Source organism: Pseudomonas sp. P1.31 (genome assembly GCF_001269815.1).
Classification (GTDB): domain Bacteria; phylum Pseudomonadota; class Gammaproteobacteria; order Pseudomonadales; family Pseudomonadaceae; genus Aquipseudomonas; species Aquipseudomonas rustica.
In genome coordinates this window covers 126030-152088 of record NZ_LHVN01000033.1, presented here as the reverse complement: position 1 = coordinate 152088, position 26059 = coordinate 126030, and the positions used below count along the sequence as shown (strand labels likewise).

Below are 26059 nucleotides of genomic sequence, written 5' to 3'. Positions count from 1 at the left end.
TTTTCTGACCCCAAGATTCAACATTTGCAACTGGAGTGCTAAATGAGCTTTTTTATCTCTAACGCCATGGCTGACGCGGCTGCACCGGCTGCTGCCGGCCCAATGGGCGGCGGTTTCGAGTGGATTTTCCTGGTCGGTTTCCTGGTCATCTTCTACCTGATGATCTGGCGTCCACAGGCCAAGCGCGCCAAAGAGCAGAAGAACCTGCTGAGCAGCCTTGCGAAGGGCGACGAAGTTGTGACCACTGGCGGCATCGCCGGCAAGATCACCAAAGTTGCCGATGACTTCGTGGTTCTGGAAGTTTCCGACACCGTCGAAATGAAATTCCAGAAAGGCGCCATCGCCGCCACGCTGCCAAAAGGCACGCTGAAAGCGATCTAAAGGTAACAACTTCTACTCAATCGACGGGGCGCGCAAGGCGCCCCGCGTTCATAACGGGCGGCGTGATGCTGAACAAATACCCTCTGTGGAAATACATTCTGATCCTGGCGGTGCTGGCGGTCGGTCTGATTTATTCCGCTCCCAATCTTTATCCTGATGACCCGGCCATTCAGGTCAGCGGTGCAAGCACTGCGCTGCAAGTCAATCAGGCTGATCTGGATCGCGTGAGCACTGCGCTCAAGGAATCCGGGATCAACGTCAAGGCAGCCACGCTGGCAGCCAACGGCAAGGGCGGTCTGATCCGTCTGACCAAAGCTGAAGATCAGCTGCCGGCCAAAGACGTTGTGCGCAAGGCATTGGGTGATGACTACGTCGTCGCGCTGAACCTGGCACAGACCACCCCGCAATGGCTGCGCAATCTGGGCGCGCACCCGATGAAGCTGGGTCTGGACTTGTCCGGTGGTGTGCACTTCCTGCTGGAAGTGGACATGGACAAAGCCCTCGATGCACGCCTGAAAGTCTACGAAGGCGACGTCAAGAGCCTGCTGCGCAAAGAGAAACTGCGTTATCGCAGCCTGCCGCAACTCAATGGCGCCATTCAGTTGGGCTTCAGTGATGAAGACTCCCGCGAACAGGCCCGTGCGCTGATCCGCAAGAACTTCAACGATTTCGACATTGTTCCGGCCGATCTTAACGGTCAACCGGTACTGCGTCTGGCGATGACCCCGGCGAAGCTGGCGGAAATCCGTGAATACTCCATCAAGCAGAACTTGACCACGGTACGTAACCGCGTCAACGAACTGGGTGTTGCCGAACCGATCGTCCAGCGTCAGGGCGCCAACCGCATCGTGGTTGAGCTGCCAGGCGTGCAGGACACTGCCGAAGCCAAGCGTATTCTCGGCAAGACGGCCAACCTTGAGTTCCGTCTGGCTGCAGAGCCGGGTGCTTCGAAAGCCACTTCCGAGACTTTCGAGTTCCGTGAAGGCAATCGTCCCGCTGCGCAGATCGAACGTGGTCTGATCATCACCGGCGACCAGGTCACTGACGCCAAGGCTGGTTTCGGCGAGCACGGCACGCCTGAAGTGAACATCCGTCTGGATGGTCACGGTGGCGAGCTGATGAGCCGCGCAACCCGTTCGAACGTCGGTCGCAGCATGGCGGTGATCTTCATCGAGCAGCGTCCGGTGACCACCTACGTCAAGCAGATGGTCGACGGCGTCGAAAAAGACGTCGCGGTGCAAACGTTTAAAGAAGAGAAGAAGATCATCAGCCTGGCGACCATTCAGTCGCCGCTGGGTGCTCAGTTCCGCATCACTGGCCTGAACGGTCAGGGCGAGTCGTCCGAGCTGGCGCTGCTGCTGCGTGCCGGTGGTCTGGCTGCACCGATGTACTTCGCTGAAGAGCGCACAATCGGCCCGAGCCTGGGGGCTGACAACATCACCAAAGGTATCGATGCGTCGCTGTGGGGCATGCTGTTCGTGTCGCTGTTCATCATCGCCATCTACCGCTTCTTCGGCATCATCGCTACTGTCGCACTGGCAGTGAACATGGTGTTGCTGCTGGCCTTGATGTCGCTGCTGGGTGCAACACTGACCCTGCCAGGTATCGCCGGTATCGTTCTGACCATGGGTATGGCGGTCGACGCCAACGTGCTGATCTTCTCGCGGATCCGTGAAGAGATCGCCGCCGGCATGACTGTGCAGCGTGCAATCAACGAAGGCTTCGGCCGGGCATTCACCGCGATTCTCGACGCCAACCTGACAACTCTGTTGGTTGGCGGGATTCTCTTTGCCATGGGCACCGGCCCGGTCAAAGGTTTCGCAGTGACCATGTCCCTCGGGATCTTTACCTCGATGTTCACGGCCATCATGGTGACCCGCGCAATGGTCAACCTGATCTTTGGCGGACGTGACTTCAAGAAGTTGTGGATTTAAGGGGCTGCCATGTTACGTACAATCAACTTCATGGGCGTTCGCAACTTCGCGTTCGGCGTCACAGTATTCCTCACCTTGCTGGCCTTGTTCAGTGTCGCTACCAAGGGCATGAACTGGGGCCTGGACTTCACCGGCGGTACGCTCATCGAGCTGACCTACGAGCGTCCGGCCGACGTCACCAAGGTGCGTGAAGAGCTGGTAACTTCCGGTTATCACGAAGCCATCGTGCAGAGCTTCGGTGCAACCACCGATTTGCTGGTGCGCATGCCGGGTGAAGACCCGCAGCTGGGCCATCAGGTCGCGCAAGCGCTGCAGAAGCTCGGCGGTGACAACCCGGCGACGGTCAAGCGCGTCGAGTTCGTTGGCCCGCAGGTCGGTGAAGAGCTGCGCGACCAGGGCGGCCTCGGCATGCTGCTGGCGCTCGGTGGCATCCTGATCTACCTGGCTTTCCGCTTTCAGTGGAAATTCGCGGTCGGCGCCATCGTTTCGCTGATCCACGACGTGATCGTGACCATCGGTATCCTGTCGTTCTTCCAGATCACTTTCGACCTGACGGTACTGGCGGCAGTACTGGCGATCATCGGTTACTCGTTGAACGACACCATCGTCGTATTCGACCGGGTGCGTGAGAACTTCCGTGTCCTGCGCAAGGCGACGCTGATCGAGAACATCAACATCTCGACCACGCAAACCCTGCTGCGCACCATGGCGACCTCGATCTCTACGTTGCTGGCGATCGCGGCACTGCTGTTCTTCGGTGGCGATAACCTGTTCGGTTTCTCCATCGCGCTGTTCATCGGTGTTCTGGCGGGTACTTACTCGTCGATCTACATCGCCAACGTGGTGCTGATCTGGCTGAACCTGAGCACAGAAGACCTGATTCCTCCTGCAAACACTGAGAAGGAAGTCGACGACCGTCCATAACGCGTAGCGTTTTCCCGGTTGTCAGCCAAAAAAGGCGCGAGTTGAACTCGCGCCTTTTTTTATGCTCCAAGGCTGGGAGAAGCGCGGGCGCGTCCCGCATGTGATGGTCAGGAGGTTCATGTGAACAAGTCGTTGCTGGTTGGTGCGGTATTGGGTGCTGTCGGTGTCACTGCCGGGGGTGCTGTTGCCACCTACAGCCTGGTTAAAAGCGGCCCTGAGTATGCGCAGGTTTTGGCCGTTGAACCGGTCAAAACACAGATCAAGACACCACGTGAAGTGTGCAAGGACGTTACGGTTACTCGTCAGGCGCCTGTGAAAGATCAGCACCAGATCGCCGGTACGGTGGTCGGTGCGCTGGCTGGTGGTCTGTTGGGTAACCAGATTGGCGGCGGCACCGGCAAGAAGATTGCCACGGTCGCTGGCGCAGTTGGTGGCGGTTATGCTGGTAACAAGGTGCAGGAAGGTATGCAGAATCGCGACACCTACACCACCACGCAAACCCGCTGCAACACAGTGAATGACATCAGCGACAAGGTCGTTGGTTATGACGTGCGTTATTCGCTGGATGGCAAGGAAGGCAAAGTGCGCATGGATCGTGATCCGGGCAACCAGATTCCGGTCGACAAGGAAGGTAAGTTGATCCTGTCGCAGAACGAGCCGGGCCAGTAACAGGCCGATCGTTTAGAAAGAAGCACCCTGCGGGGTGCTTTTTTTGTGCCCACAAAAAACCGATTTCCGCGTAGGAGCTGCCGAAGGCTGCGATCTTTTGATGTTGGTTTTTAAAAAACGAAGATCAAAAAGATCGCAGCCTTCGGCAGCTCCTACAGGGAGGTTTTGTAAAATTCCAGGCATAAAAAAAGCGCCCCGAAGGGCGCTTTTTTTCGTTTCGCGTAACGCTTAGCGCTTCAGCGAAGCCGGCAGGTGCGGCTGGATCGCCGTCAGAACTGCTTTGAAGCATTTAGTGTTGCCGGCAACGATGTGGCCTTTTTCAAGGAAATCGTGACCGCCGGTGAAGTCGCTCACCAGGCCGCCAGCTTCTTGAATCAGCAGGGCGCCTGCAGCCATGTCCCACTCGGACAGACCCGATTCCCAGAACGCATCGAAACGACCGGCAGCCACGTAAGCCAGATCCAGGCTCGCCGAACCGGCGCGACGGATGCCGGCAGTCTGGCCAACCAGAGCGCGGAACATGCCCAGGTAGTTTTCCAGGTTGTCCATTTGATCGTCACGGAACGGGAAGCCCGTGCCGAGCAGGGCGCCGTCGAGGCTGGTACGACCGCTGACGCGCAGGCGACGACCGTTCAGTTGAGCGCCGCGACCACGGCTGGCGGTGAATTCTTCCTGACGAACCGGATCCAGAACAACAGCGTGTTCCAGGCGACCGCGGTATTTGCAGGCGATGCTGACGGCGAAGTGAGGAATGCCGCGCAGGAAGTTGGTGGTGCCGTCCAGCGGATCGATGATCCACAGGTACTCTTCGCCTTCGATGCCGGTACCGGCGTGCATGCCAGTCTCTTCACCGCGGATGGAGTGGTTCGGGTAAGCCTTGCGCAGCGCGTCGATGATTTTCTGTTCAGCGGCGCGATCGACCTCGGATACATAATCCTTGGCGTCTTTTTCGTCGACCTTGATGGTATCCAGGCGCTCGATGGAGCGGAAGATCAGTTCACTGGCGCTGCGGGCGGCGCGCAGCGCGATATTCAGCATGGGCTGCATGGATGTGTCACCTAAGGTTGTTAAAGAAAGCCGAGCATTCTATCAGAACTTTTCTTCAGGTGAAGGACGCTGTTCGCTTTCATAGCTTAACGGTAGGCTGTTCTGTAAGATTTGCACCCCTTTCCTGTGTCCGAGAGCGCCTCCCTTGCTGCAGAACATTCGTGTTGTCCTGGTCAATACCAGCCACCCCGGCAATATCGGCGGGGCCGCGCGCGCCATGAAAAACATGGGTCTGTCGCGACTGGTGCTGGTCGAACCGCGCCTGTTTCCGCACCACGAGGCCGATGCTCGCGCCTCCGGTGCCGGTGACATCCTTGAAAATGCGCAAGTCGTCGCCACCCTGGAAGACGCGTTGGTCGGCTGCAATCTGGTGCTCGGCACCAGCGCCCGTGACCGTCGTATCCCCTGGCCGCTACTGGATCCGCGCGAATGCGGCACCAAAGTGGTCGAGGAAGCCGGGCAGGGCGCAGAAATCGCTTTGGTGTTTGGTCGTGAAGACTCCGGCCTGACCAATGACGAGCTGCAGCGATGTCACTTTCACGTGCACATCCCCTCCGATCCTGAGTTCAGTTCGCTGAACCTCGGGGCGGCGGTGCAGGTGTTGAGCTATGAAGTGCGCATGGCCTGGCTGGCCGCACAAGGTCAGCCGAGCAAGATCGAGAAAGAAGAAGTGGCCTCGGTGAAAAGCGCCGAGCTGGCGACCATGGATGAGCTGGAGCGCTTTTATGAGCATCTGGAGCAGACGCTGGTCGCTATCGAATTCCTCGATCCCGAGAAACCACGGCACTTGATGGCGCGCCTGCGCCGGTTGTACGGACGCAGCTCGGTCAGCCGGGCGGAAATGAATATTTTGCGTGGCATCCTCACGGAAACCCAAAAAGCGGCCCGTGGTGAGCTTCTAAAGCGGAAGGACTAAATGATGTTTGAGCGTTTGCGTGAAGATATCCAGAGCGTGTTCCATCGAGACCCGGCGGCGCGTAACGCTTTTGAAGTTCTGACCTGCTACCCCGGCATGCATGCGATCTGGATCCATCGACTGGCCGGCATGCTGTGGCGTAACGAGCTGAAATGGCTGGCGCGGCTGGTGTCGAACTTCGGTCGCTGGCTGACCGGGATCGAGATTCATCCCGGCGCCAAGGTCGGTCGGCGCTTCTTTATCGACCACGGCATGGGCATCGTTATCGGTGAAACCGCCGAGATTGGCGATGACGTGACCATTTATCAGGGCGTGACCCTCGGTGGCACCAGTTGGAACAAAGGCAAGCGCCACCCGACGCTGGGCGACGGTGTTGTGGTGGGTGCGGGCGCCAAGGTGCTTGGTCCGTTCACGGTCGGCGCCGGTGCCAAGGTCGGTTCCAATGCTGTTGTGACTAAAGAAGTGCCGCCGGGCGCCACGGTAGTGGGAATTCCGGGGCGGATCATCGTCAAATCCGACGAAGAGCAGGACGCCAAGCGCAAGGCCATGGCCGAGAAGATCGGTTTTGATGCCTATGGCGTCAGCGAAGACATGCCCGACCCGGTGGCGCGCGCCATCGGTCAGTTGCTTGATCACCTGCAAGCGGTGGACGGACGGCTGGAAGGGATGTGCGGCGCGCTGAAGGATCTGGGCAGCAATTACTGTGCGAAAGATCTGCCTGAGCTGCGCGAAGAAGACTTCGCCTGCGTCAAAGGCAAAGACGAATCCAAAGCCAGCTAGCGCCCCTGTAGGAGCTCCCGAAGGCTGCGATCTTTTGACTTTGCTTTCCATAAGATCAAAAGATCGCAGCCTGCGGCAGCTCCTACAGCGGCTTGCGCCGGCCGGTGTGCCATTACGCCGCAGACCCTGCTATCATTCGCGCGCTCTTTTGCGGGTAATCCTGACTAAAGTACTAGGTCTTAAAGTTGACTTAAATACTCGGGAATTGCATACTCGCCCCATTCTGAACTCCGTGGTAACTGTCCATGCGACTGACTACAAAAGGCCGATACGCCGTGACCGCCATGCTTGACCTGGCGTTGCACGCGCAGCACGGGCCCGTGTCCCTGGCCGATATCTCCGAGCGCCAAGGCATCTCCCTGTCCTACCTCGAACAGCTGTTCGCCAAGCTGCGCCGCAGCAACCTGGTTTCCAGTGTTCGCGGCCCGGGTGGTGGCTACCAGTTGTCCCGCGACATGCAGGGCATCCAGGTCGCCCAGGTGATCGATGCGGTAAACGAATCGGTTGATGCCACCAAATGCCAGGGCCAGGGCGATTGCCATTCCGGCGATACGTGCCTGACTCACCATCTGTGGTGCGATTTGAGCCTGCAGATTCACGAATTTCTAAGTGGTATCAGCTTGGCTGATCTTGTAACTCGCCGTGAGGTGCAAGAAGTAGCCCAGCGTCAGGACCAGCGTCGTTGCAACAGCAAGGCGCCACGCCTGGACAAGATTGAAGCGTCCGCCGTCGAATGACAGCCGAAGAGCTAGCGGTACGCCAGCCCTGATTTAGGAGATAGTCCATGAAATTGCCGATTTACCTTGATTACTCTGCGACCACCCCGGTCGATCCGCGCGTTGCGCAAAAAATGAGTGAATGCCTGCTGGTTGACGGAAACTTCGGTAACCCGGCGTCCCGTTCCCACGTATTCGGCTGGAAAGCTGAAGAGTCCGTCGAAAACGCCCGTCGTCAGGTGGCCGATCTGGTCAACGCCGATCCGCGCGAAATCGTCTGGACCTCCGGTGCCACTGAGTCCGACAACCTGGCAATCAAGGGTGCGGCACATTTCTATGGTTCCAAGGGCAAACACCTGATCACCTCGAAGATTGAGCACAAGGCTGTCCTCGACACCATGCGCCAACTGGAGCGTGAAGGTTTCGAAGTGACCTACCTCGAGCCCACTGAAGACGGTCTGATCACTCCGGCCATGATTGAAGCGGCACTGCGCGAAGACACCATTCTGGTCTCCGTGATGCACGTGAACAACGAAATCGGCACCGTTAACGACATCGCCGCGATTGGCGAAATGCTCCGCGCCAAGGGCATTCTGTTCCACGTCGACGCCGCTCAGTCCACTGGCAAGGTCGAGATCGACCTGCAGAAGCTGAAAGTCGACATGATGTCGTTCTCCGCCCACAAAACCTACGGCCCTAAAGGCATCGGTGCGCTGTACGTCAGCCGCAAGCCGCGTGTGCGCATCGAAGCGACCATGCACGGTGGCGGTCACGAGCGTGGCATGCGTTCCGGCACCCTGGCGACTCACCAGATCGTCGGCATGGGCGAGGCGTTCCGTGTGGCCAAAGAAGACATGGCTGCTGAAAACGTCCGTATCAAAGCGTTGAGCGACCGCTTCTACAAGCAGGTCGAGCATCTGGAAGAGCTGTACGTCAACGGCAGCCTGACCGCCCGCGTTCCGCACAACCTGAACCTGAGCTTCAACTACGTTGAAGGCGAGTCGCTGATCATGGCGCTCAAGGATCTGGCGGTATCGTCCGGTTCGGCGTGCACCTCGGCGTCGCTGGAGCCTTCGTACGTGCTGCGCGCCCTGGGCCGCAACGACGAACTGGCACACAGCTCGATCCGCTTCACCTTCGGCCGTTTCACCACCGAAGAAGAAATCGACTACGCCGCGCAGAAAGTCTGCGAGGCCGTTACCAAGCTGCGCGCTTTGTCGCCGCTGTGGGACATGTACAAAGACGGCGTCGATATCTCGAAAATCGAGTGGGCGGCACACTAAATATAGAAGCCGCCAGATACAGATCCTGTAGCGACGCGGCGGTTTACGCAGCGCAGTTGCAGGGTCTCAAGAGCGGCCCTGATGAGTGAGGATTAAGAATCATGGCTTACAGCGAAAAGGTCATCGACCACTACGAAAACCCGCGCAACGTCGGCAAGATGAACGCGGAAGATCCTGATGTCGGCACCGGCATGGTCGGCGCTCCGGCGTGCGGCGACGTGATGCGTCTGCAAATCAAGGTCAACGACGCTGGCATCATCGAAGATGCCAAGTTCAAGACCTACGGCTGCGGTTCCGCTATCGCTTCCAGCTCCCTCGCTACCGAGTGGATGAAGGGCAAGACCCTGGACGAAGCAGAAACCATCAAGAACACTCAGCTGGCCGAAGAACTGGCCCTGCCGCCAGTGAAAATTCACTGCTCGGTACTGGCTGAAGACGCTATCAAAGCGGCTGTTCGCGATTACAAGCAGAAGAAAGGCTTGATCTGACTTTCTGGATTTGGCGACGAGTAAGGAGTCACCGATGGCTATCAGCATGACAGAAGCGGCTGCTCGACACGTGCGGCGCTCCCTCGACGGGCGCGGCAAAGGTGAAGGGATTCGTCTGGGTGTTCGCACCACAGGCTGTTCCGGCCTTGCCTACGTGCTGGAGTTTGTCGACGAGGTGGTTGCAGAGGATCAGGTGTTCGAAAGTCACGGCGAAAAAGTGATCATCGACCCGAAAAGCCTCGCCTACCTGGACGGCACCGAGCTCGATTTCGTCAAGGAAGGGTTGAACGAAGGCTTCAAGTTCAACAACCCCAACGTACGCGGTGAATGTGGCTGCGGCGAAAGCTTCAACATCTGAGGCTTGTCGTGGGTATTCCTTGTCATTTCGCTTTATTCGAGCTGCAACCGAGTTTCCGTCTGGATCTCGAGCAGTTGGCCACGCGCTACCGTGAGTTGGCGCGCGGCGTTCATCCTGACCGCTTTGCCGACGCTTCCGAGCGTGAGCAGCGAACCGCACTCGAGCAGTCTGCACGGCTCAACGACGCCTATCAGACGCTCAAGAGTCCGGCCCAGCGCGCACGCTACCTGCTGACCATCAGCGGGCATGAAGTACCGATGGAAGTCACTGTCCATGATCCCGAGTTTCTTCTGCAGCAGATGCAATGGCGCGAAGAGCTTGAAGACCTCCAGGACAGTGCCGACCTCGACGGTGTCGCGGTGTTCAAGCGTCGCTTGAAAGTGGCTCAGGAAGAACTCAACGAAAGCTTCGCAGCCTGTTGGGATGATGCGGCGCAACGCGAACAGGCCGAACGCCTGATGCGGCGCATGCAGTTCCTCGACAAGCTCACCTACGAAGTGCGCCAGTTAGAAGAGCGCCTCGACGATTAACCCAGTGCCGCTCCGGTCGCACGCCTGATATACAGATAAGTCCTGATCACGATGGCCCTACTGCAGATCGCCGAACCCGGCCAAAGTCCTCAACCGCACCAGCGTCGTCTGGCTGTGGGGATCGACTTGGGCACTACCAATTCGCTGGTCGCTGCGTTGCGCAGTGGTCTTTCCGAACCGTTGGCCGACGCAAACGGGCAGGTCATCCTGCCGTCCGCTGTGCGTTACCACGCCGATCACGTCGAAGTCGGCGAGTCGGCGAAGCTGGCCGCCGCGTCCGATCCTTTGAATACTGTGCTGTCGGTCAAGCGCTTGATGGGTCGTGGTCTGTCCGACGTCAAGCAATTGGGCGACCAGTTGCCGTACCGCTTTGTCGGTGGCGAATCGCACATGCCGTTCATCGACACCGTGCAAGGCCCGAAAAGCCCGGTCGAAGTCTCCGCCGATATCCTCAAGGTGCTGCGTCAGCGCGCTGAAGCGACCTTGGGTGGCGAGCTGGTTGGCGCGGTGATCACCGTTCCGGCTTACTTCGATGATGCTCAACGTCAAGCCACCAAAGATGCGGCCAAACTCGCCGGTCTGAACGTGCTGCGTCTGCTCAACGAGCCGACTGCGGCCGCTGTGGCGTACGGTCTGGATCAACATGCCGAAGGCCTGGTCGCAATTTATGACCTCGGCGGCGGTACTTTCGATATTTCGATTCTGCGTCTGACTGGCGGTGTTTTTGAAGTGCTGGCCACTGGCGGCGACAGCGCGCTGGGCGGCGATGATTTCGATCACGCGATTGCCGGCTGGATCATCGAGAGCGCCGGCCTGTCCGCCGATCTCGATCCGGGCGCACAACGTAATCTGCTGCAAACCGCTTGCGCGGCCAAAGAAGCCCTGACCGACTCGGCCAGTGTTGAAGTGGCCTACGGCGACTGGAAAGCACCGCTGACCCGCGAAGCCTTCGATGCGCTGATCGAGCCAATGGTCGCGCGCAGCCTGAAAGCTTGCCGCCGCGCCGTGCGCGACTCCGGCATCGAGCTGGACGACGTACACGCTGTGGTTATGGTTGGCGGTTCGACTCGCGTTCCTCGCGTTCGCGAAGCCGTTGCCGAAGCCTTTGGTCGTCAGCCTCTGACCGAAATCGACCCGGATCAAGTGGTGGCCATCGGTGCCGCGATCCAGGCCGATACCCTGGCTGGCAACAAGCGCGATGGCGGCGAACTGCTGCTGCTTGATGTGATTCCACTGTCCCTGGGGCTGGAAACCATGGGCGGCTTGATGGAGAAGGTGATTCCGCGCAACACCACCATCCCCGTCGCTCGCGCACAAGATTTCACTACGTACAAAGACGGCCAGTCGGCCATGGCGATCCACGTTCTGCAGGGTGAGCGCGAGCTGATCAGTGACTGCCGTTCACTGGCGCGCTTCGAATTGCGTGGCATTCCAGCGATGGTGGCCGGCGCAGCGAAAATTCGCGTGACCTTCCAGGTCGATGCCGACGGTCTGCTCAGCGTTTCCGCCCGTGAGTTGGGCTCAGGCGTTGAAGCGAGCATTCAGGTCAAGCCGTCTTACGGTCTGACCGACGGCGAAATCGCCAAGATGCTCAAGGATTCGTTCCAGCACGCCAATGACGATAAGGTCGCCCGTGTTCTGCGTGAGCAGCAAGTCGATGCCCAACGCCTGATCGAAGCGGTGCAGGGTGCTCTGGAGGTTGATGGCGAGCGTTTGCTCGACGCCGAAGAGCGCATGGTCATCGACTTGCAGCTGCAGGAACTGGCTGAACTGATGAAAGGTACCGATGGTTACGCCATCGAGCAGCAGACCAAGCGTCTGTCGCAAGTGACCGATGCTTTTGCTGCCCGCCGCATGGATCTGACGGTGAAAGCCGCTCTGTCGGGGCGCAATCTGAATGAAATCGAGGATATCTGATGCCGCAGGTCATTTTTCTGCCCCACGAGAAGTTCTGCCCTGAAGGCATGGTGGTCGAGGCTGCGCCCGGCACATCGATTCTCGAACTGGCCCACGAACACCACATCGAGATGGAAAGCGCCTGCGGCGGCGTCTGCGCTTGCACGACCTGCCACTGCATCATCCGCGAGGGTTTCGACTCGATGGAAGAGGCTGACGAGCTGGAAGAAGACTTCCTCGATCGTGCATGGGGCCTGGAAGCGCAATCGCGTCTGGCCTGTCAGGCTATCGTTGGTGAAGAAGACATCACCGTCGAAATTCCGAAATATTCGCTTAACCATGCGGCTGAAGCGCCGCACTGACTGGTAAGACTGTCATGAGCTACGGTTGGAATGATGTTCAACGTATTGCAGAAGAACTGGCCGAGGCCCATGCCGGCGTCGATCCATATTCTGTAGGTTTTGTCCGTTTGCAGCAGATGATCCTTGATCTGCCTGACTTCGATGGCACTTCTGGCCGTGTCGGCGAGAAGGTGCTGGAAGCGGTTCAGGAGCTCTGGGCCAAAGAATTGGACTGATCGTCTCGCAGGTTAGGCAATACCCAAGAACCCGCGTATAATTCGCGGGTTTAATTTTTCGCAAATTACCGTTTCTGGAGTTACACCATGGCTGTTCAACGCACTTTCTCCATCATTAAGCCTGACGCTGTTGCAAAAAACGTCATCGGCGAAATCACCACTCGTTTCGAAAAAGCCGGCCTGCGCGTTGTAGCTTCGAAACTGAAGCAACTGTCCAAAGCTGAAGCTGAAGGCTTCTACGCTGAGCACAGCGCTCGTGGTTTCTTCGGCGACCTGGTTGCTTTCATGATCTCCGGTCCTGTTGTTGTTCAGGTTCTGGAAGGCGAAAACGCTATCGCTCTGAACCGTGAGCTGATGGGCGCTACCAACCCTAAAGAAGCTGCTGCCGGCACCATCCGCGCTGACTTCGCTGATTCCATCGACGCCAACGCTGTTCACGGTTCGGATTCCGAAGCCGCAGCTGCTCGTGAAATCTCGTACTTCTTCGCAGCTACTGAAGTAACCACTCGCTAAGCATTGGCTTAAGAGTGAAGGTGAATCCATGACTACATCGACTGTAAAAACCAACCTGCTGGGTCTGACTCAACAGGAAATGGAAAAATTCTTCGACTCAATCGGGGAGAAGCGTTTCCGTGCCGGTCAGGTAATGAAATGGATTCACCACTTTGGTGTCGATGATTTCGACGCCATGACGAACGTCAGCAAGGCCTTGCGCGACAAGCTCAAGGTTATTGCTGAGGTCCGTGGTCCGGAAGTGGTCAGCGAGGACATCTCCACCGACGGCACCCGTAAGTGGGTGGTGCGTGTGGCGTCCGGCAGCTGCGTCGAGACCGTGTACATTCCCCAGGGCAAACGCGGCACTCTGTGCGTTTCGTCCCAGGCAGGCTGTGCCCTGGATTGCAGTTTCTGCTCCACCGGCAAGCAAGGCTTCAATAGCAACCTCACCGCCGCCGAAGTCATCGGTCAGGTGTGGATTGCCAACAAATCTTTCGGCAGTGTCCCGGCAACCGTCGACCGTGCCATCACCAACGTGGTGATGATGGGCATGGGTGAGCCGCTGCTGAACTTCGACAACGTCGTCGCCGCCATGCATCTGATGATGGATGACCTCGGCTACGGGATCTCCAAGCGCCGCGTGACCCTGTCCACCTCGGGCGTGGTGCCGATGATCGATGAGCTGGCCAAGCACATCGATGTCTCCCTGGCGTTGTCCCTGCACGCACCGAATGACGCATTGCGTAACCAATTGGTGCCGATCAACAAGAAATATCCGCTTAAGATGCTGCTCGAGTCGTGCCAGCGCTACATGTCGTCCCTGGGCGAAAAACGTGTGCTGACCATCGAGTACACCTTGCTCAAAGACATCAACGACAAGGTTGAACACGCCGTTGAGATGGTCGAGTTGCTGAAAAACATTCCGTGCAAGATCAACCTGATTCCGTTCAACCCGTTCCCGCATTCCGGGTACGAGCGTCCGAGCAACAACGCGATTCGTCGTTTCCAGGATCAGTTGCATCAGGCCGGTTTCAACGTCACTGTCCGCACCACCCGTGGTGAAGACATCGACGCCGCATGTGGTCAATTGGTAGGGCAGGTGCTGGATCGCACCCGTCGCAGCGAACGTTATATCGCCGTGCGTGAGTTGAACGCCGACAGCGATCTGGCACAGAACGCCGCGAACACTAACTAAGAGAGGATCTCTATGTCCCTGCGCTTTGCGCTGCTGTTGCTGTTGGCCAGCCTGTGTGCTGGTTGTGTCCTGTCGGGTGACTACAACCCGATGAAGACCAGCAAGGGCCGCGATGAAGCGCGGGCTGCCTATGTGCAGTTGGGACTGGGATACTTGCAACAAGGCATGACCGAACGGGCCAAGGTGCCGTTGAAGAAGGCGCTGGAACTCGACAGTTCGGATCCAGACGCCAATGCCGCTCTCGGTTTGGTGTTTCAAGCCGAAATGGAGCCTGCACTGGCCGACGAGCATTTCCGCAAGGCCTTGTCCTCGCGTCCCGCCGATGCCCGTATCCTCAACAACTACGGCAGTTTTCTCTACGAAGAACAGCGTTATAAAGAAGCCTACGAGCGTTTTGAACAGGCGGCCGCCGATACCCTGTATCCTGAGCGCTCGCGTGTGTTCGAGAACCTCGGCATGACGGCGGCGAAACTCGGTCAGCGTGATGTCGCGCAGCAGCAACTGGAAAAAGCCTTGCGGCTGAACCGTCAACAACCGCGCGCATTGCTGGAAATGGCTGAGTTGTCCTTCGAAGACAGGCATTATGTGCCCGCGCGTGACTATTACGACCGTTTCAGCCTGCTGACCGAACAAAATGCACGTAGTCTATTGCTCGGCGTTCGGCTGGCAAAAGTGTTTGAAGATCGCGACAAGGCCGCCAGTTATGGCCTGCAATTAAAACGACTCTATCCCGGTACGCCGGAATATCAGCAATACCTGTCGGAGCAATGATGAAAGCGGCGCATCCCGAAGTTGTAGCAGCGAATCGCGTTAACCCCGGTGAGACCCTGCGCCAGGCCCGCGAAAGCAATGGCTGGTCGCTGGCCGAAGTGGCCCTCAAGCTCAACCTCACCGTGACGTCTCTGGGCAATCTTGAAGCCGGTGCTTTCGACAAGCTGCCGGGGCATACCTTTGCTCGCGGTTATATTCGCGCGTATGCCAAATTGCTCGGCATGGATCAGACCGTTCTGGTTCAGCAGTTCGACCAGTCCACCGGCACCGATTCCCAAGGCAGCAACGTTCACGCCTTGGGCCGTATCGAAGAGCCTGTGCGGGTTTCCCATACTATTTTGCGTATCGTCAGCCTGTTGTTGCTGATCGCGGTCATCGGCGGTGGTTTCGTCTGGTGGCAGGATCAGACCTCGCTGCGTACCAAGGACTTCACCAGCCTGACGCCGGAACACGTTGAAGTCGAAGGCGCCGACGGCACCACGCAGATTCACCCGATCGACGAGCCGGAAGACCAGGCGGTCGCCGAAGGTCAGGCCGAGGGCGCGACCGCTCTGGCGCTGCCGCAGTCGGAAACCACCGCGGAATCCACCGGTGCCGAAGCCGCTGCTCCTGCGACATCGACTGCGCCAGCAACGCCGACCGCTCCAGCGGTTGCGCCGTCTGCGCCGGTTCACACGCCAGCGCCAGTGGTTGCCACTCCGGCAACACCTGCTCCGGCTGTGCCTGCCACACCAGCACCAACCACGACTGCACCGATCGCTCCGAGCGTGGCTCCAGTGGCACCAGTGGCTGGCGACGGTCAGGTTTCAATGCAGTTCGTTGCCGATTGCTGGACGCAAGTCACCGATGGCAGCGGCAAAGTGTTGTTCAGTGGTCTCAAGCGTAAGGGCGACAGCCTCGCCGTTGCCGGCAAGCCACCGTTTGCCGTCCGCCTGGGCTACGCTCGCGGCGCGCAGGTCAGCTACAACGGCCAGCCGGTCGATGTCGCTCCGTTCACCAGTGGCGAGACTGCTCGCCTGAAGTTGGGTCAATAAGTCATGCACGGCGAATCTCCAATCAAACGTCGCGTTTCGCGCAAGATCTGGGTCGGCAACGTACCGGTGGGCGGCGATGCGCCGATCGCTGTGCAGAGCATGACCAACAGCGACACCAATGACGTTGCCGCCACTGTTGCGCAAATCAATCGTCTGGAAGCCGCCGGCGTCGACATCGTCCGCGTATCGGTACCGGACATGGATGCCGCCGAGGCGTTCGGCAAGATCAAACAACTGGTCAAAGTGCCGTTGGTTGCCGACATCCACTTCGACTACAAGATCGCTCTGCGCGTAGCCGAACTGGGCGTCGACTGCCTGCGCATCAACCCGGGCAACATCGGTCGCGAAGACCGTGTTCGTGCTGTGGTCGATGCCGCGCGTGATCGCGGGATCCCGATCCGCATCGGCGTCAACGCCGGCTCGCTGGAAAAAGACCTGCAAAAGAAATACGGCGAGCCGACCCCAGCCGCGCTGGTTGAGTCTGCTTTGCGTCACGTTGAACACCTCGAACGCCTGAATTTTCAGGACTTCAAGGTCAGCGTGAAGGCCTCCGACGTATTCATGGCCGTCGAAGCCTACCGCTTGCTGGCGAAAGAAATCGTCCAGCCGCTGCACCTGGGCATCACCGAAGCCGGTGGATTGCGTTCGGGCACAGTGAAATCCGCCGTGGGCCTAGGTATGCTGCTCGCCGAAGGGATTGGCGATACTATCCGCATCTCGCTGGCGGCCGATCCGGTCGAAGAAGTGAAGGTCGGTTACGACATCCTCAAGTCTTTGCATCTGCGTTCCCGTGGCATCAACTTCATCGCCTGCCCGAGCTGCTCGCGGCAGAATTTCGATGTGGTGAAAACCATGAACGAGCTGGAAGGGCGCCTTGAAGACCTGCTGGTGCCGCTGGATGTCGCGGTGATCGGTTGTGTGGTCAACGGCCCCGGCGAAGCCAAGGAAGCCCATATCGGCTTGACCGGCGGCACGCCAAACCTGATTTACATCGACGGCAAGCCGGCGCAGAAACTGACGAATGACAATCTGGTGGACGAGCTGGAAAGGCTGATCCGCCAGAAAGCGGCCGAAAAGGTCGAAGCTGACGCTGCCGTAATTGCGCGCGGCTGACCCTGACTGAAGAGCCGAACGAATTTAAGGATTTAAAGTGAGCAAGTCATTGCAAGCCATTCGTGGCATGAACGACATCCTGCCCGAACAGACTCCCCTGTGGCGTTATTTAGAGGGCACCGTTGCGCGTCTGCTGGATAACTACGGTTACAAGCAGATCCGCATGCCGATCGTCGAGTTCACCGAGCTGTTCAAGCGCTCGATCGGTGAAGTGACCGACATCGTCGAAAAAGAGATGTACACCTTTGAAGACCGCAACGGCGACTCCCTGACCCTGCGTCCGGAAGGCACTGCGGCGTGCGTGCGTGCGGTGCTTGAGCACGGCATCACCGGCGGTGGCCAGGTGCAGAAACTCTGGTACATCGGCCCGATGTTCCGCCACGAGCGTCCGCAGAAAGGCCGTTATCGTCAGTTCCACCAGATCGGTCTGGAGGTGTTCAACCTCGACGGTCCGGACATCGACGCCGAGCTGATCATCATGACCTGGCGCCTGTGGGGCGAGCTGGGTATCCGTGATGCGGTCAAACTCGAACTCAACAGCCTCGGCACCAGCGAGTCCCGTGGGCGTTATCGTGAAGCGCTGGTCGAGTACCTCTCGGCGCACCACGACAAGCTCGACGAAGACAGCCAGCGTCGTCTGAAAACCAACCCGCTGCGCGTGCTCGACACGAAAAATGCCGACACTCAAGCGGTGCTGGTCGATGCGCCGAAGATGGCCGACTACCTGGACGATGAGTCCCGTGCACACTTCGAAGGTCTGAAATCGCGTCTGGATGCCGTCGGCATTCCGTACGTGCTCAATCCGAAGCTGGTGCGTGGCCTCGATTACTACAGCAAAACCGTTTTCGAATGGGTCACCGACAAGCTCGGCGCCCAGGGCACTGTTTGCGCGGGCGGTCGTTACGACGGTCTGGTCGAGCAAATGGGCGGCAAGCCGACCACCGGCGTTGGTTTCGCCATGGGCATCGAGCGTCTGGTATTGATGCTCGAAACCCTTGAGCAGATCCCGGAAGAAATCTCCCGTCAGGTCGATGTCTACCTCTGCGCCTTCGGTGAAGAGGCCGAGCTGGCCGGTCTGGCCCTGGCTGAACGGGTTCGCGATCAACTTCCAAACCTGCGCCTGCAAGTCAATGCCGGCGCCGGCAGCTTCAAAAGCCAGTTCAAGAAAGCCGACAAGAGCGGTGCGCTGTACGCACTGATCCTCGGTGACGACGAAATGGCCCAGCAAGTGGTAGGTTTCAAACCCCTGCGTGGCCAGGGCGAACAACAAAGCATTGCCTGGGATGCGCTCGCCGCTCACCTGGCCACCTGCGTCGTGCAGGGTTGAAGCTGTCTAAACAGCCGATTTAGCGATTAAGGAGTATTGGGGTGTCGAGTACCGAAGACGAACAGTTGGCGGATTTGAAGGACTGGTGGACACGCAACGGCAAACCTCTGGTCACCGGCGGCCTGTTGGCGCTGGTCATCGTGTTCGGCTGGCAGGCTTATCACAAATATCAGGGCAACCAGTCGCAAGGCGCCTCGGTGCTCTATCAGCAATTGCTGGAAACCACGCTGACGCCTGACGGCAAGCCTGATGCTGCCCGCGTTGCGGATCTGGCCGGCAAGCTCAACAGCGAATTCGGCGGTACTGCCTACGCGCAGTACGGCAGCCTGTTCGTCGCCAAAGTGGCGGTCGACAGCGGCAAGCTGGACGACGCCGCGACCGAGCTGAAAGCCATCGTCGACAAACCGGCCAACCCGGCGCTGGGCGAAATCGCCCGTCAGCGTCTGGCACAGGTATTGGGTGCGCTGAACAAAGCTGAAGACGGTCTGAAACTGCTCGACGGCGACGCCGACAAAGCGTTCCTGGCTACTCGCGAAGAACTCAAGGGCGACCTGCTGGTGCAGCTGGGCCGTACCGATGACGCGAACAAGGCGTATCAAAAAGCCAAGGCGGCACTGTCGGATGAAGCGGCGGTCGGTGGCCTTCAAATCAAGCTCGACGACCTGGCCAAAGGGGATGCGTGACGTGATCCGTTGGAAGCATGCAGCATTGCTGGCTCTGGCCCTTCTGGCCGCGGGTTGCAGCAGCAACAGCAAAAAAGAATTGCCACCGGCTGAACTGACCGACTTCAAAGAAGAAGTGGTTCTGCAAAAGCAGTGGAGTCGTTCGATCGGTGACGGTCAGGGCGAAACCTACAACATGCTGGTGCCGGCGATCGACGGTGACACCATCTACGCCGCCGATGTAACCGGCGTGGTGATGGGCATGGATCGCAGCAACGGCGACGTGAAGTGGAAGCAAGACCTTGAACTGCCTGTCTCCGGCGCCGTTGGCGTGGGTTACGGTCTGGTTCTGATTGGTACGCTGCGTGGCGAAGTCGTCGCTCTGGACGCCAGCAATGGTGAAGAGAAGTGGCGCGCTCGCGTCAACAGCGAAGTCCTCGCGCCGCCGGCCAACAACGGCGACGTCGTGGTTGTGCAGACTCAGGACGATCGTCTGATCGGTCTGGATGCCTCCACCGGTACGCAACGCTGGGTGTATGACAGCACGCCGGCCGTTCTGACCCTGCGTGGCACCAGTGCTCCGCTGGTCACCAACCGCCTCGCGGTGGCTGGCCTGTCGACCGGTAAAGTGGTCGCTCTGGATATTTCCAACGGCGTGCCGGTCTGGGAACAACGCATTGCGATTCCGCAAGGTCGTTCGGAACTGGAGCGCGTGGTCGACATCGACGGCGGTCTGCTGTTGTCCGGCGGTACCCTGTACGTTGCCAGCTATCAGGGTCGCGTCGCGGCACTGGATCTGGAAAGCGGTCGTCAACTCTGGCAGCGCGATGCGTCGAGCTACGCCGGTATTGCTCAGGGTTTCGGCAGCGTTTACGTGAGCCTGTCTTCGGGCACTGTTGAAGGCGTCGACGAGCGTTCCACCACAGCATTGTGGAGCAACGATTCGCTGGCTCGCCGTCAACTGTCGGCTCCGGAAGTGTTCTCCAGCTATGTAGCAGTGGGTGACCTGGAAGGTTATCTGCACCTGTTGAGTCAGGTTGACGGCCGTTTCGTCGGCCGTGAGCGCATCGACAGCGACGGCCTGCGTGCCCGTCCGCTGGTGGTGGGTGACACGATTTATGTGTATGGCAACAGCGGCAAACTGGAAGCCCTGACCATCAAGTAACAACTATGCTTGGGGATAACACCCCAGGCAGCTTCACTAGTGGAAGTGAACCTGTTCACTCCCACAGTGTTGCCCCGAGCACCAGCCGCTGCCTCGCAGCGGCTTTTGTATTTTCTGAAATAACGAAGTGGAGAGCCGCATGGTTCCCGTAATCGCCCTGGTGGGCCGACCGAACGTCGGCAAGTCCACCTTGTTCAACCGCCTGACCAGGACTCGCGACGCCATCGTCGGCGACTTGTCCGGTCTGACCCGTGATCGCCAGTACGGTGAGGCCAAGTGGCAAGGGCGTTCCTACATTCTGGTCGACACCGGTGGTATCTCCGGTGACGAGCACGGTATGGACGAAAAAATGGCCGAGCAGTCGCTGCTGGCCATTGAAGAAGCAGATGTTGTGCTGTTCCTGGTAGATGCCAAGGCCGGTTTCACTGCCGCCGACCAGATGATCGCCGAACACCTGCGCAAACGTAACAAGCGTTCCTACGTGGTTGCCAACAAGGTCGACAACATCGACCCGGAAATGGCCCGCGCTGAATTCGCACCATTGGGCATGGGTCACGCGATTCCAATCGCTGGTGCTCACGGCCGTGGCATCACGCAGATGCTGGAAATCGCCCTGGGTGATTTCCCGCGTGATGAAGAAGAGCCGGAAGACGGCGAAGAAGAAATCGTTGCCGAAGGTGAGGAAGCCAAGCGCATTCCTGGCCCGAGTGAAAAAGACGGCATCAAGATCGCCATCATCGGTCGTCCGAACGTCGGCAAATCGACCCTGGTCAACCGTATGCTCGGTGAAGACCGGGTAATCGTTTATGACCAGCCCGGCACCACCCGCGACAGTATCTACATCCCGTTCGAGCGGAATGAAGAGAAGTACACGCTGATCGACACCGCCGGTGTGCGCAAGCGCGGCAAGATCCACGAAGAAGTCGAAAAATTCTCCGTGGTCAAAACCCTGCAAGCGATCAAAGACGCCAACGTGGTGATCTTTGTGATGGACGCCCGTGAAGGTGTGGTCGATCACGACCTCAACCTGCTCGGCTTCGCCATCGAGTCGGGTCGTGCGCTGGTGATCGCGATCAACAAGTGGGACGGCATGACGCCGAGCGAGCGCGACTTCGTCAAGGTCGAGCTGCAGCGTCGTCTGTTCTTCGTTGATTACGCCGACATCCACTTCATCTCGGCACTGCACGGTACCGGCGTGGGCAACCTCTACGCTTCGGTACAGAACTCGTTCAAGTCGGCGGTCACCCGCTGGCCGACCAACCGTCTGACCCAGATTCTGGAAGATGCGGTTGGCGAGCACGCGCCGCCGATGGTCAACAACCGCCGAATCAAGCTGCGTTACGCTCACTTGGGTGGTGCTAACCCGCCAATCATCGTGATCCACGGTAACCAGATCGAGAAAGTGCCGAAGTCGTATGTGCGCTATCTGGAGAATACTTACCGTCGTGTGCTCAAGCTGGTCGGTACGCCGATCCGCATCGAGTTCAAGGGCGGCGAGAACCCGTACGAAGGCAACAAAAACACCCTGACCGACCGCCAGGTCAACAGGAAGCGTCGGATGATGTCGCACAGCAAGAAAGCCGACAAAAAGCGCCGCGACAAGAAGTGATTGAGGTGGCCATTCCTGCCTTGGGGTGGGAATGCTCAATGGCTTCTGTAGGAGCTGCCGCAGGCTGCGATCTTTTGATTTTGCTTTAAAGGCAAGATCAGAAGATCACAGCCTTCGGCAGCTCCTACAGGGTTCGGCGATAAGAAGGGCGCTCACCAGAGCGCCCTTTTTTTATGGGCGCCGGATGGGCTATCCTCGGGCTCTCCCGCGCCGTCGTCAGAGCCGGGTGTTGAGCAGGGAACCCCCGATGATCACCAGTAAGCTGCCGAATGTCGGCATCACTATTTTCACGCAGATGTCTCAGCTCGCGGCGCAGACCGGCGCGATCAACCTGTCCCAGGGTTTTCCTGATTTCGACGGCCCGCAGTCGTTGCGCGATGCGGTCGGTCGGCACATTGCCAGTGGCCACAACCAGTATTCGCCGATGACCGGTTTGCCGGCGCTGCGCGAACAGATTGCGCTGAAAATCGCGCGCAGCTACGGCGTGCGGGTCAACGCCGACAGCGAAGTAACCGTCACTCCCGGTGCGACTCAAGCCATCTTCTGTGCGATTCAGGCGGTTATCCACAGCGGCGACGAAGTCATCGTGTTCGATCCATGCTACGACAGCTATGCACCGGCAACGGAATTGGCGGGCGGTCGTTGCGTGCATGTGCAACTGAACCCGGATGACTTCTCCATCGATTTCGAGCAACTCGCGGCGGCCCTGAGCCCGCGCACGAAAATGATCGTCATCAACACCCCGCACAACCCGAGCGGCGCCCTGATCACCCGCGCGGAACTGGATCAACTGGCAGCGCTGATCCGCGACCGCGACATCTACCTGATCAGCGATGAAGTCTACGAACACCTGGTCTTCGACGGCGTGCCCCACGTCAGCGTGCTCGCGCACGAAGAGCTGTATCAGCGCGCGTTCGTGGTCAGCTCGTTCGGCAAGACCTATCACGTCACGGGCTGGAAAACCGGCTATGTCGTTGCGCCGCCGGCACTGACCGCCGAACTGCGTAAAGTCCATCAGTACGTCAGCTTCTGCGGCGTGACACCGCTGCAATACGCGCTGGCCGATTACATGGCCGAGCACCCGGAGCACGTCGAAGAGTTGCCGGGTTTTTATCAGGCCAAACGCGACCTGTTCTGCGACCTGCTGGCACCGTCGCGCTTCACCTTCAGCCGTGTCGCGGGCACCTATTTCCAACTGGTCGACTACTCGCAGATTCGTCCTGATCTGAGCGATGTCGAGATGGCCATGTGGATGACCCGTGAGCACGGCGTAGCAAGTATTCCGGTGTCGGTGTTCTACCAGAATCCACCGCAAGGCCAGCGCTTGGTGCGCCTGTGCTTTGCCAAGCGCGAGGAGACGCTGCGTGAAGCGGCGGCGAAACTATGCGTGATCTGAGTTTATTACCCGATCTCAATCTGGCGCTGATCCAGACCACCCTGGCCTGGCACGATCGTCAGGCCAACTTCGAGCACTTCGAGCAATTGCTGGAGCAGGCGCGGGGGGCGGATTTGATCATCCTGCCGGAAATGTTCACCACCGGTTTCTCCATGGAGTCAGAAACGCTCGCCGAAGCCGAGAATGGCCCGACCAGCAAATGGCTGCGGGTTCAGGCGGCGAAACTCGATGCGGTGATTACCGGCAGCGTGATTATTCAGGCGGCAGACGGCAGCCATCGTAATCGTCTGTTGTGGGCGCGGCCGGACGGCGAAGTGCTGCATTACGACAAGCGTCACCTGTTCCGCATGGCCGGTGAGCATAATCACTACACGCCCGGCGAACGGCAGGTGCAGTTCGAACTGAAGGGCTGGCGCGTGCGTCCGCTGATTTGCTACGACCTGCGCTTCCCGGTGTGGAGCCGTGATTCGCAGGACACGGATTTGCTGCTGTACACCGCGAACTGGCCGGGTGCGCGGCGTTTGCACTGGAACCGTTTGCTGCCGGCGCGGGCGATCGAAAACCTTTGTTATGTGGCAGCGGTGAATCGCGTTGGCACTGATGGCAAGGGTTTCGCTTATACCGGTGACAGCCAGGTGCTGGATTTTCAGGGCGAGAGCTTGCTGGCGGCGGGGGAGGCGGACGGTGTGTTCAAGGTGGTGCTCGAAGCGGCGCCATTGGCGGCGTATCGCGAGCGCTTTCCAGCGAATCTGGATGCCGATACCTTCGAGTTCACCTGAAAAGCAAAAGATCGCAGCCTTCGGCAGCTCCTACGTTGGGTTGCTGATCGTTCCCACGCTCTGCGTGGGAATGCAGCCCGTGACGCTCTGCGTCACTGGACGCGGAGCGTCCCCTGATTCATTCCCACGCGGAGCGTGGGAACGATCGCCGTCAGCAGACAAAAAAGGCCCCGAAGCTTTAGCTTCGGGGCCTTTTGCATTTCAGCAGTCGTTTACGCCGCTTTCGCCTCAGGCTGGCTCAGCGAGCGGTTCAGCGCGCTGAACAAGGCCTTGAAGCTGGCCGTGGTGATGTTTTCATCGATACCCACGCCGTGCACCGCACGTTCGCCGTTCACACGCAGCTCGATGTACGCCGCCGCTTTGGCGTTGGTGCCGGCGCCGATTGCGTGTTCGTTGTAGTCCATGATCTCCACCGGAATCGGCAGGCCGGCGACCAGTGCTTCCAGCGCACCGTTGCCCTTGCCGCGCCAGTGCAGGTTGGTTTCGCCCTGACCCTTGCTCGCCACTTCCACTTCAACATTGCTGTTGCCGTTTTCTTCCTGCAGGCGATGGCTGACCAGCGCGTACGGGGTGTTGGCTTGCAGGTATTCGCTGATCAACAGCGAGTGAATCTGCTTGGCGGTCATCTCCAGACCGAGACGATCGGTTTCACGCTGCACGACCTGGCTGAATTCGATCTGCATGCGACGCGGCAGGCTGATGCCATATTCCTGCTCCAGCAAGTACGCGATGCCGCCCTTGCCCGACTGGCTGTTGACGCGAATCACCGCCTCGTAGCTGCGGCCGATGTCGGCCGGGTCGATCGGCAAGTATGGCACTTCCCACAGTGCGTCCGGTTTCTGCTGGGAGAAACCTTTGCGGATCGCATCCTGGTGCGAGCCGGAGAACGCGGTGTGCACCAGGTCGCCAACGTACGGGTGACGCGGGTGAACCTGAATCTGGTTGCACTCTTCAACGACTTTGCGCACGCCGTCGATGTCGGAGAAGTCCAGCTGCGGGTCGAGGCCCTGGGTGTACATGTTCAATGCGACGGTGACGAGGTCGACGTTACCGGTACGCTCGCCATTGCCGAACAGGCAGCCTTCGACGCGGTCGGCGCCGGCCATCAGGCCCAGCTCGGTGGCGGCAACGCCAGTGCCACGGTCGTTGTGGGTGTGCAGGCTGATGATAACGCTGTCACGACGATTGATGTTGCGGCCGAACCACTCGATCTGATCGGCGTAGATGTTCGGCGTTGCGCACTCAACGGTGGCGGGCAGGTTGAGGATCATTTTGTGCTCAGGCGTCGGGTTCCACACCTCAATCACCGCGTCACAGACTTCCTTGGCAAATTCCAGCTCGGTAGCGCTGAAGGTTTCCGGCGAGTATTCGAACGTCCACTCGGTGTCCGGCTGCATCGCGGCGTATTTGACGAACAGCTTGGCGGCGTTCACGGCGATGGCCTTGATGCCGTCCTTGTCCTGGTTGAAGACGATGCGACGGAAAGACGGCGAGGTGGCGTTGTACAGGTGAACGATGGCTTTCTTCGCGCCGCGCAGGGATTCGAAGGTGCGCTCGATCAAGTCTTCACGACCCTGGGTCAGCACCTGAATGGTGGTGTCGTCCGGGATGTGGCCTTCTTCGATAAGGGTGCGCACGAAGTCGAAGTCGGTTTGCGAAGCGGCCGGGAACGAGGCTTCGATTTCCTTCACGCCGACTTGCACCAGGGTTTTCCAGAAGCGCAGCTTTTTCACCGCGTCCATCGGCTCGATCAGCGACTGGTTGCCGTCACGCAGGTCGGAGCTGCACCAGATCGGCGCGGTGTCGATGGTCTTCGACGGCCAGGTGCGATCCGGCAGGTTGATGACAGGAAACGCGCGGTATTTCGAAGACGGGTCTTTGAGCATGCTCATCGGGAAATTCCTTATTGTCTGGGCCGAAAAAAGGCGGCCTGCCGGTGTTACGAATATGTTGGGAAAAGCTCTGGGCGAGGCGCAGCGATTCAGCCTGGCAGTCGTGCGCTGACGAGGCACAG

General features: G+C 59.0%; 27 protein-coding genes. 25 read left to right on the top strand and 2 right to left on the bottom strand.

The genetic code is table 11. From position 1 onward, the window contains the following. Positions 1-42 precede the first annotated feature (42 nt). The 4 genes from yajC (at position 43) to AD669_RS21815 (ending at position 3908) form a co-directional block, all read left to right on the top strand. On the top strand, positions 43-381 hold the full coding sequence (gene yajC / locus AD669_RS21830) for a preprotein translocase subunit YajC (protein ID WP_003227923.1): 339 nt from the start codon (positions 43-45) through the stop codon (positions 379-381). A 65-nt stretch (positions 382-446) separates the two neighbouring features. Next, positions 447-2315 (top strand): protein translocase subunit SecD, encoded by a 1869-nt coding sequence (gene secD, locus AD669_RS21825; RefSeq protein ID WP_053123543.1) that lies wholly within the window; start codon positions 447-449, stop codon positions 2313-2315. Positions 2316-2324: 9 nt separating this feature from the next. After that, on the top strand, positions 2325-3239 hold the full coding sequence (gene secF, locus AD669_RS21820; RefSeq protein ID WP_053123541.1) for a protein translocase subunit SecF: 915 nt from the start codon (positions 2325-2327) through the stop codon (positions 3237-3239). Between the two features lie 120 nt (positions 3240-3359). Continuing rightward, positions 3360-3908: a glycine zipper 2TM domain-containing protein gene (locus tag AD669_RS21815; RefSeq protein WP_053123539.1), complete on the top strand. Its 549-nt coding sequence runs from the start codon at positions 3360-3362 to the stop codon at positions 3906-3908. Positions 3909-4136: 228 nt separating this feature from the next. On the opposite strand, the gene suhB is transcribed toward AD669_RS21815, so the two are convergent. Continuing rightward, complete coding sequence (gene suhB / locus AD669_RS21810) at positions 4137-4955, bottom strand: inositol-phosphate phosphatase (RefSeq protein ID WP_008084666.1); 819 nt, start codon at positions 4953-4955, stop codon at positions 4137-4139. 145 nt (positions 4956-5100) lie between these two features. On the opposite strand from suhB, the gene trmJ reads away from it, so the two are divergent. From trmJ to AD669_RS21705, 21 genes are all read left to right on the top strand, one after another. Then, positions 5101-5871 carry a tRNA (cytosine(32)/uridine(32)-2'-O)-methyltransferase TrmJ gene (gene trmJ, locus AD669_RS21805; RefSeq protein WP_008084663.1) on the top strand — a complete coding sequence of 257 codons (771 nt, stop codon included), beginning with the start codon at positions 5101-5103 and terminating at the stop codon, positions 5869-5871. Between the two features lie 3 nt (positions 5872-5874). Beyond that, positions 5875-6651 (top strand): serine O-acetyltransferase, encoded by a 777-nt coding sequence (cysE, locus tag AD669_RS21800; RefSeq protein ID WP_007916901.1) that lies wholly within the window; start codon positions 5875-5877, stop codon positions 6649-6651. A 245-nt stretch (positions 6652-6896) separates the two neighbouring features. Further along, on the top strand, positions 6897-7388 hold the full coding sequence (gene iscR / locus AD669_RS21795; RefSeq protein WP_003227911.1) for a Fe-S cluster assembly transcriptional regulator IscR: 492 nt from the start codon (positions 6897-6899) through the stop codon (positions 7386-7388). Positions 7389-7435: 47 nt separating this feature from the next. Next, positions 7436-8650 carry an IscS subfamily cysteine desulfurase gene (locus AD669_RS21790; RefSeq protein ID WP_008084662.1) on the top strand — a complete coding sequence of 405 codons (1215 nt, stop codon included), beginning with the start codon at positions 7436-7438 and terminating at the stop codon, positions 8648-8650. Positions 8651-8751: 101 nt separating this feature from the next. Continuing rightward, a complete protein-coding gene (gene iscU, locus AD669_RS21785) occupies positions 8752-9138 on the top strand; it encodes a Fe-S cluster assembly scaffold IscU (RefSeq protein WP_007916892.1) in 387 nt (128 codons plus the stop codon). Between the two features lie 34 nt (positions 9139-9172). Continuing rightward, positions 9173-9496 (top strand): iron-sulfur cluster assembly protein IscA, encoded by a 324-nt coding sequence (iscA, locus tag AD669_RS21780; RefSeq protein ID WP_003227904.1) that lies wholly within the window; start codon positions 9173-9175, stop codon positions 9494-9496. Between the two features lie 8 nt (positions 9497-9504). Continuing rightward, on the top strand, positions 9505-10026 hold the full coding sequence (gene hscB, locus AD669_RS21775; RefSeq protein WP_053123537.1) for a co-chaperone HscB: 522 nt from the start codon (positions 9505-9507) through the stop codon (positions 10024-10026). Positions 10027-10077: 51 nt separating this feature from the next. Next, a complete protein-coding gene (gene hscA / locus AD669_RS21770; protein WP_053123535.1) occupies positions 10078-11943 on the top strand; it encodes a Fe-S protein assembly chaperone HscA in 1866 nt (621 codons plus the stop codon). Beyond that, complete coding sequence (fdx, locus tag AD669_RS21765; protein ID WP_007916885.1) at positions 11943-12284, top strand: ISC system 2Fe-2S type ferredoxin; 342 nt, start codon at positions 11943-11945, stop codon at positions 12282-12284. The genes hscA and fdx overlap by 1 nt, the downstream gene beginning before the upstream one ends. Positions 12285-12298: 14 nt before the next feature. Further along, the gene (gene iscX / locus AD669_RS21760) at positions 12299-12499 is read left to right on the top strand and encodes a Fe-S cluster assembly protein IscX (protein WP_053123533.1); all 201 of its coding nucleotides are present in this window, start codon (positions 12299-12301) and stop codon (positions 12497-12499) included. An 87-nt stretch (positions 12500-12586) separates the two neighbouring features. After that, positions 12587-13012: a nucleoside-diphosphate kinase gene (gene ndk, locus AD669_RS21755; protein WP_007916882.1), complete on the top strand. Its 426-nt coding sequence runs from the start codon at positions 12587-12589 to the stop codon at positions 13010-13012. A gap of 28 nt (positions 13013-13040) precedes the next feature. Then, positions 13041-14189: a 23S rRNA (adenine(2503)-C(2))-methyltransferase RlmN gene (gene rlmN / locus AD669_RS21750; protein ID WP_008084652.1), complete on the top strand. Its 1149-nt coding sequence runs from the start codon at positions 13041-13043 to the stop codon at positions 14187-14189. A 12-nt stretch (positions 14190-14201) separates the two neighbouring features. Continuing rightward, positions 14202-14960, top strand: a complete 759-nt coding sequence (gene pilW, locus AD669_RS21745; RefSeq protein WP_053123531.1) for a type IV pilus biogenesis/stability protein PilW — start codon at positions 14202-14204, stop codon at positions 14958-14960. Continuing rightward, positions 14960-15994 (top strand): RodZ family helix-turn-helix domain-containing protein, encoded by a 1035-nt coding sequence (locus AD669_RS21740; protein WP_053123529.1) that lies wholly within the window; start codon positions 14960-14962, stop codon positions 15992-15994. Before pilW ends, AD669_RS21740 begins: the two co-directional genes overlap by 1 nt. Positions 15995-15997: 3 nt before the next feature. After that, a complete protein-coding gene (gene ispG, locus AD669_RS21735) occupies positions 15998-17107 on the top strand; it encodes a flavodoxin-dependent (E)-4-hydroxy-3-methylbut-2-enyl-diphosphate synthase (RefSeq protein WP_008084646.1) in 1110 nt (369 codons plus the stop codon). A 37-nt stretch (positions 17108-17144) separates the two neighbouring features. Next, a complete protein-coding gene (hisS, locus tag AD669_RS21730; protein ID WP_053123527.1) occupies positions 17145-18434 on the top strand; it encodes a histidine--tRNA ligase in 1290 nt (429 codons plus the stop codon). A 41-nt stretch (positions 18435-18475) separates the two neighbouring features. Then, positions 18476-19117, top strand: coding sequence for a tetratricopeptide repeat protein (locus AD669_RS21725; protein WP_053123524.1), 642 nt, complete (start codon positions 18476-18478; stop codon positions 19115-19117). After that, positions 19110-20261, top strand: coding sequence for an outer membrane protein assembly factor BamB (bamB, locus tag AD669_RS21720; RefSeq protein ID WP_053123522.1), 1152 nt, complete (start codon positions 19110-19112; stop codon positions 20259-20261). The genes AD669_RS21725 and bamB overlap by 8 nt, the downstream gene beginning before the upstream one ends. Before the next feature lie 139 nt (positions 20262-20400). Then, the gene (gene der, locus AD669_RS21715) at positions 20401-21870 is read left to right on the top strand and encodes a ribosome biogenesis GTPase Der (RefSeq protein ID WP_053123520.1); all 1470 of its coding nucleotides are present in this window, start codon (positions 20401-20403) and stop codon (positions 21868-21870) included. A 247-nt stretch (positions 21871-22117) separates the two neighbouring features. Further along, positions 22118-23266, top strand: coding sequence for a pyridoxal phosphate-dependent aminotransferase (locus AD669_RS21710; RefSeq protein WP_053123518.1), 1149 nt, complete (start codon positions 22118-22120; stop codon positions 23264-23266). Beyond that, on the top strand, positions 23254-24045 hold the full coding sequence (locus AD669_RS21705) for an amidohydrolase (RefSeq protein WP_053123516.1): 792 nt from the start codon (positions 23254-23256) through the stop codon (positions 24043-24045). Before AD669_RS21710 ends, AD669_RS21705 begins: the two co-directional genes overlap by 13 nt. A 212-nt stretch (positions 24046-24257) precedes the next feature. Here AD669_RS21705 and leuA read toward each other — a convergent pair whose 3' ends face one another. Next, entirely contained in the window at positions 24258-25937 is a 1680-nt protein-coding gene (gene leuA, locus AD669_RS21700) for a 2-isopropylmalate synthase (RefSeq protein WP_053123514.1), read from the bottom strand. Between the last annotated feature and the right edge of the window lie 122 nt (positions 25938-26059).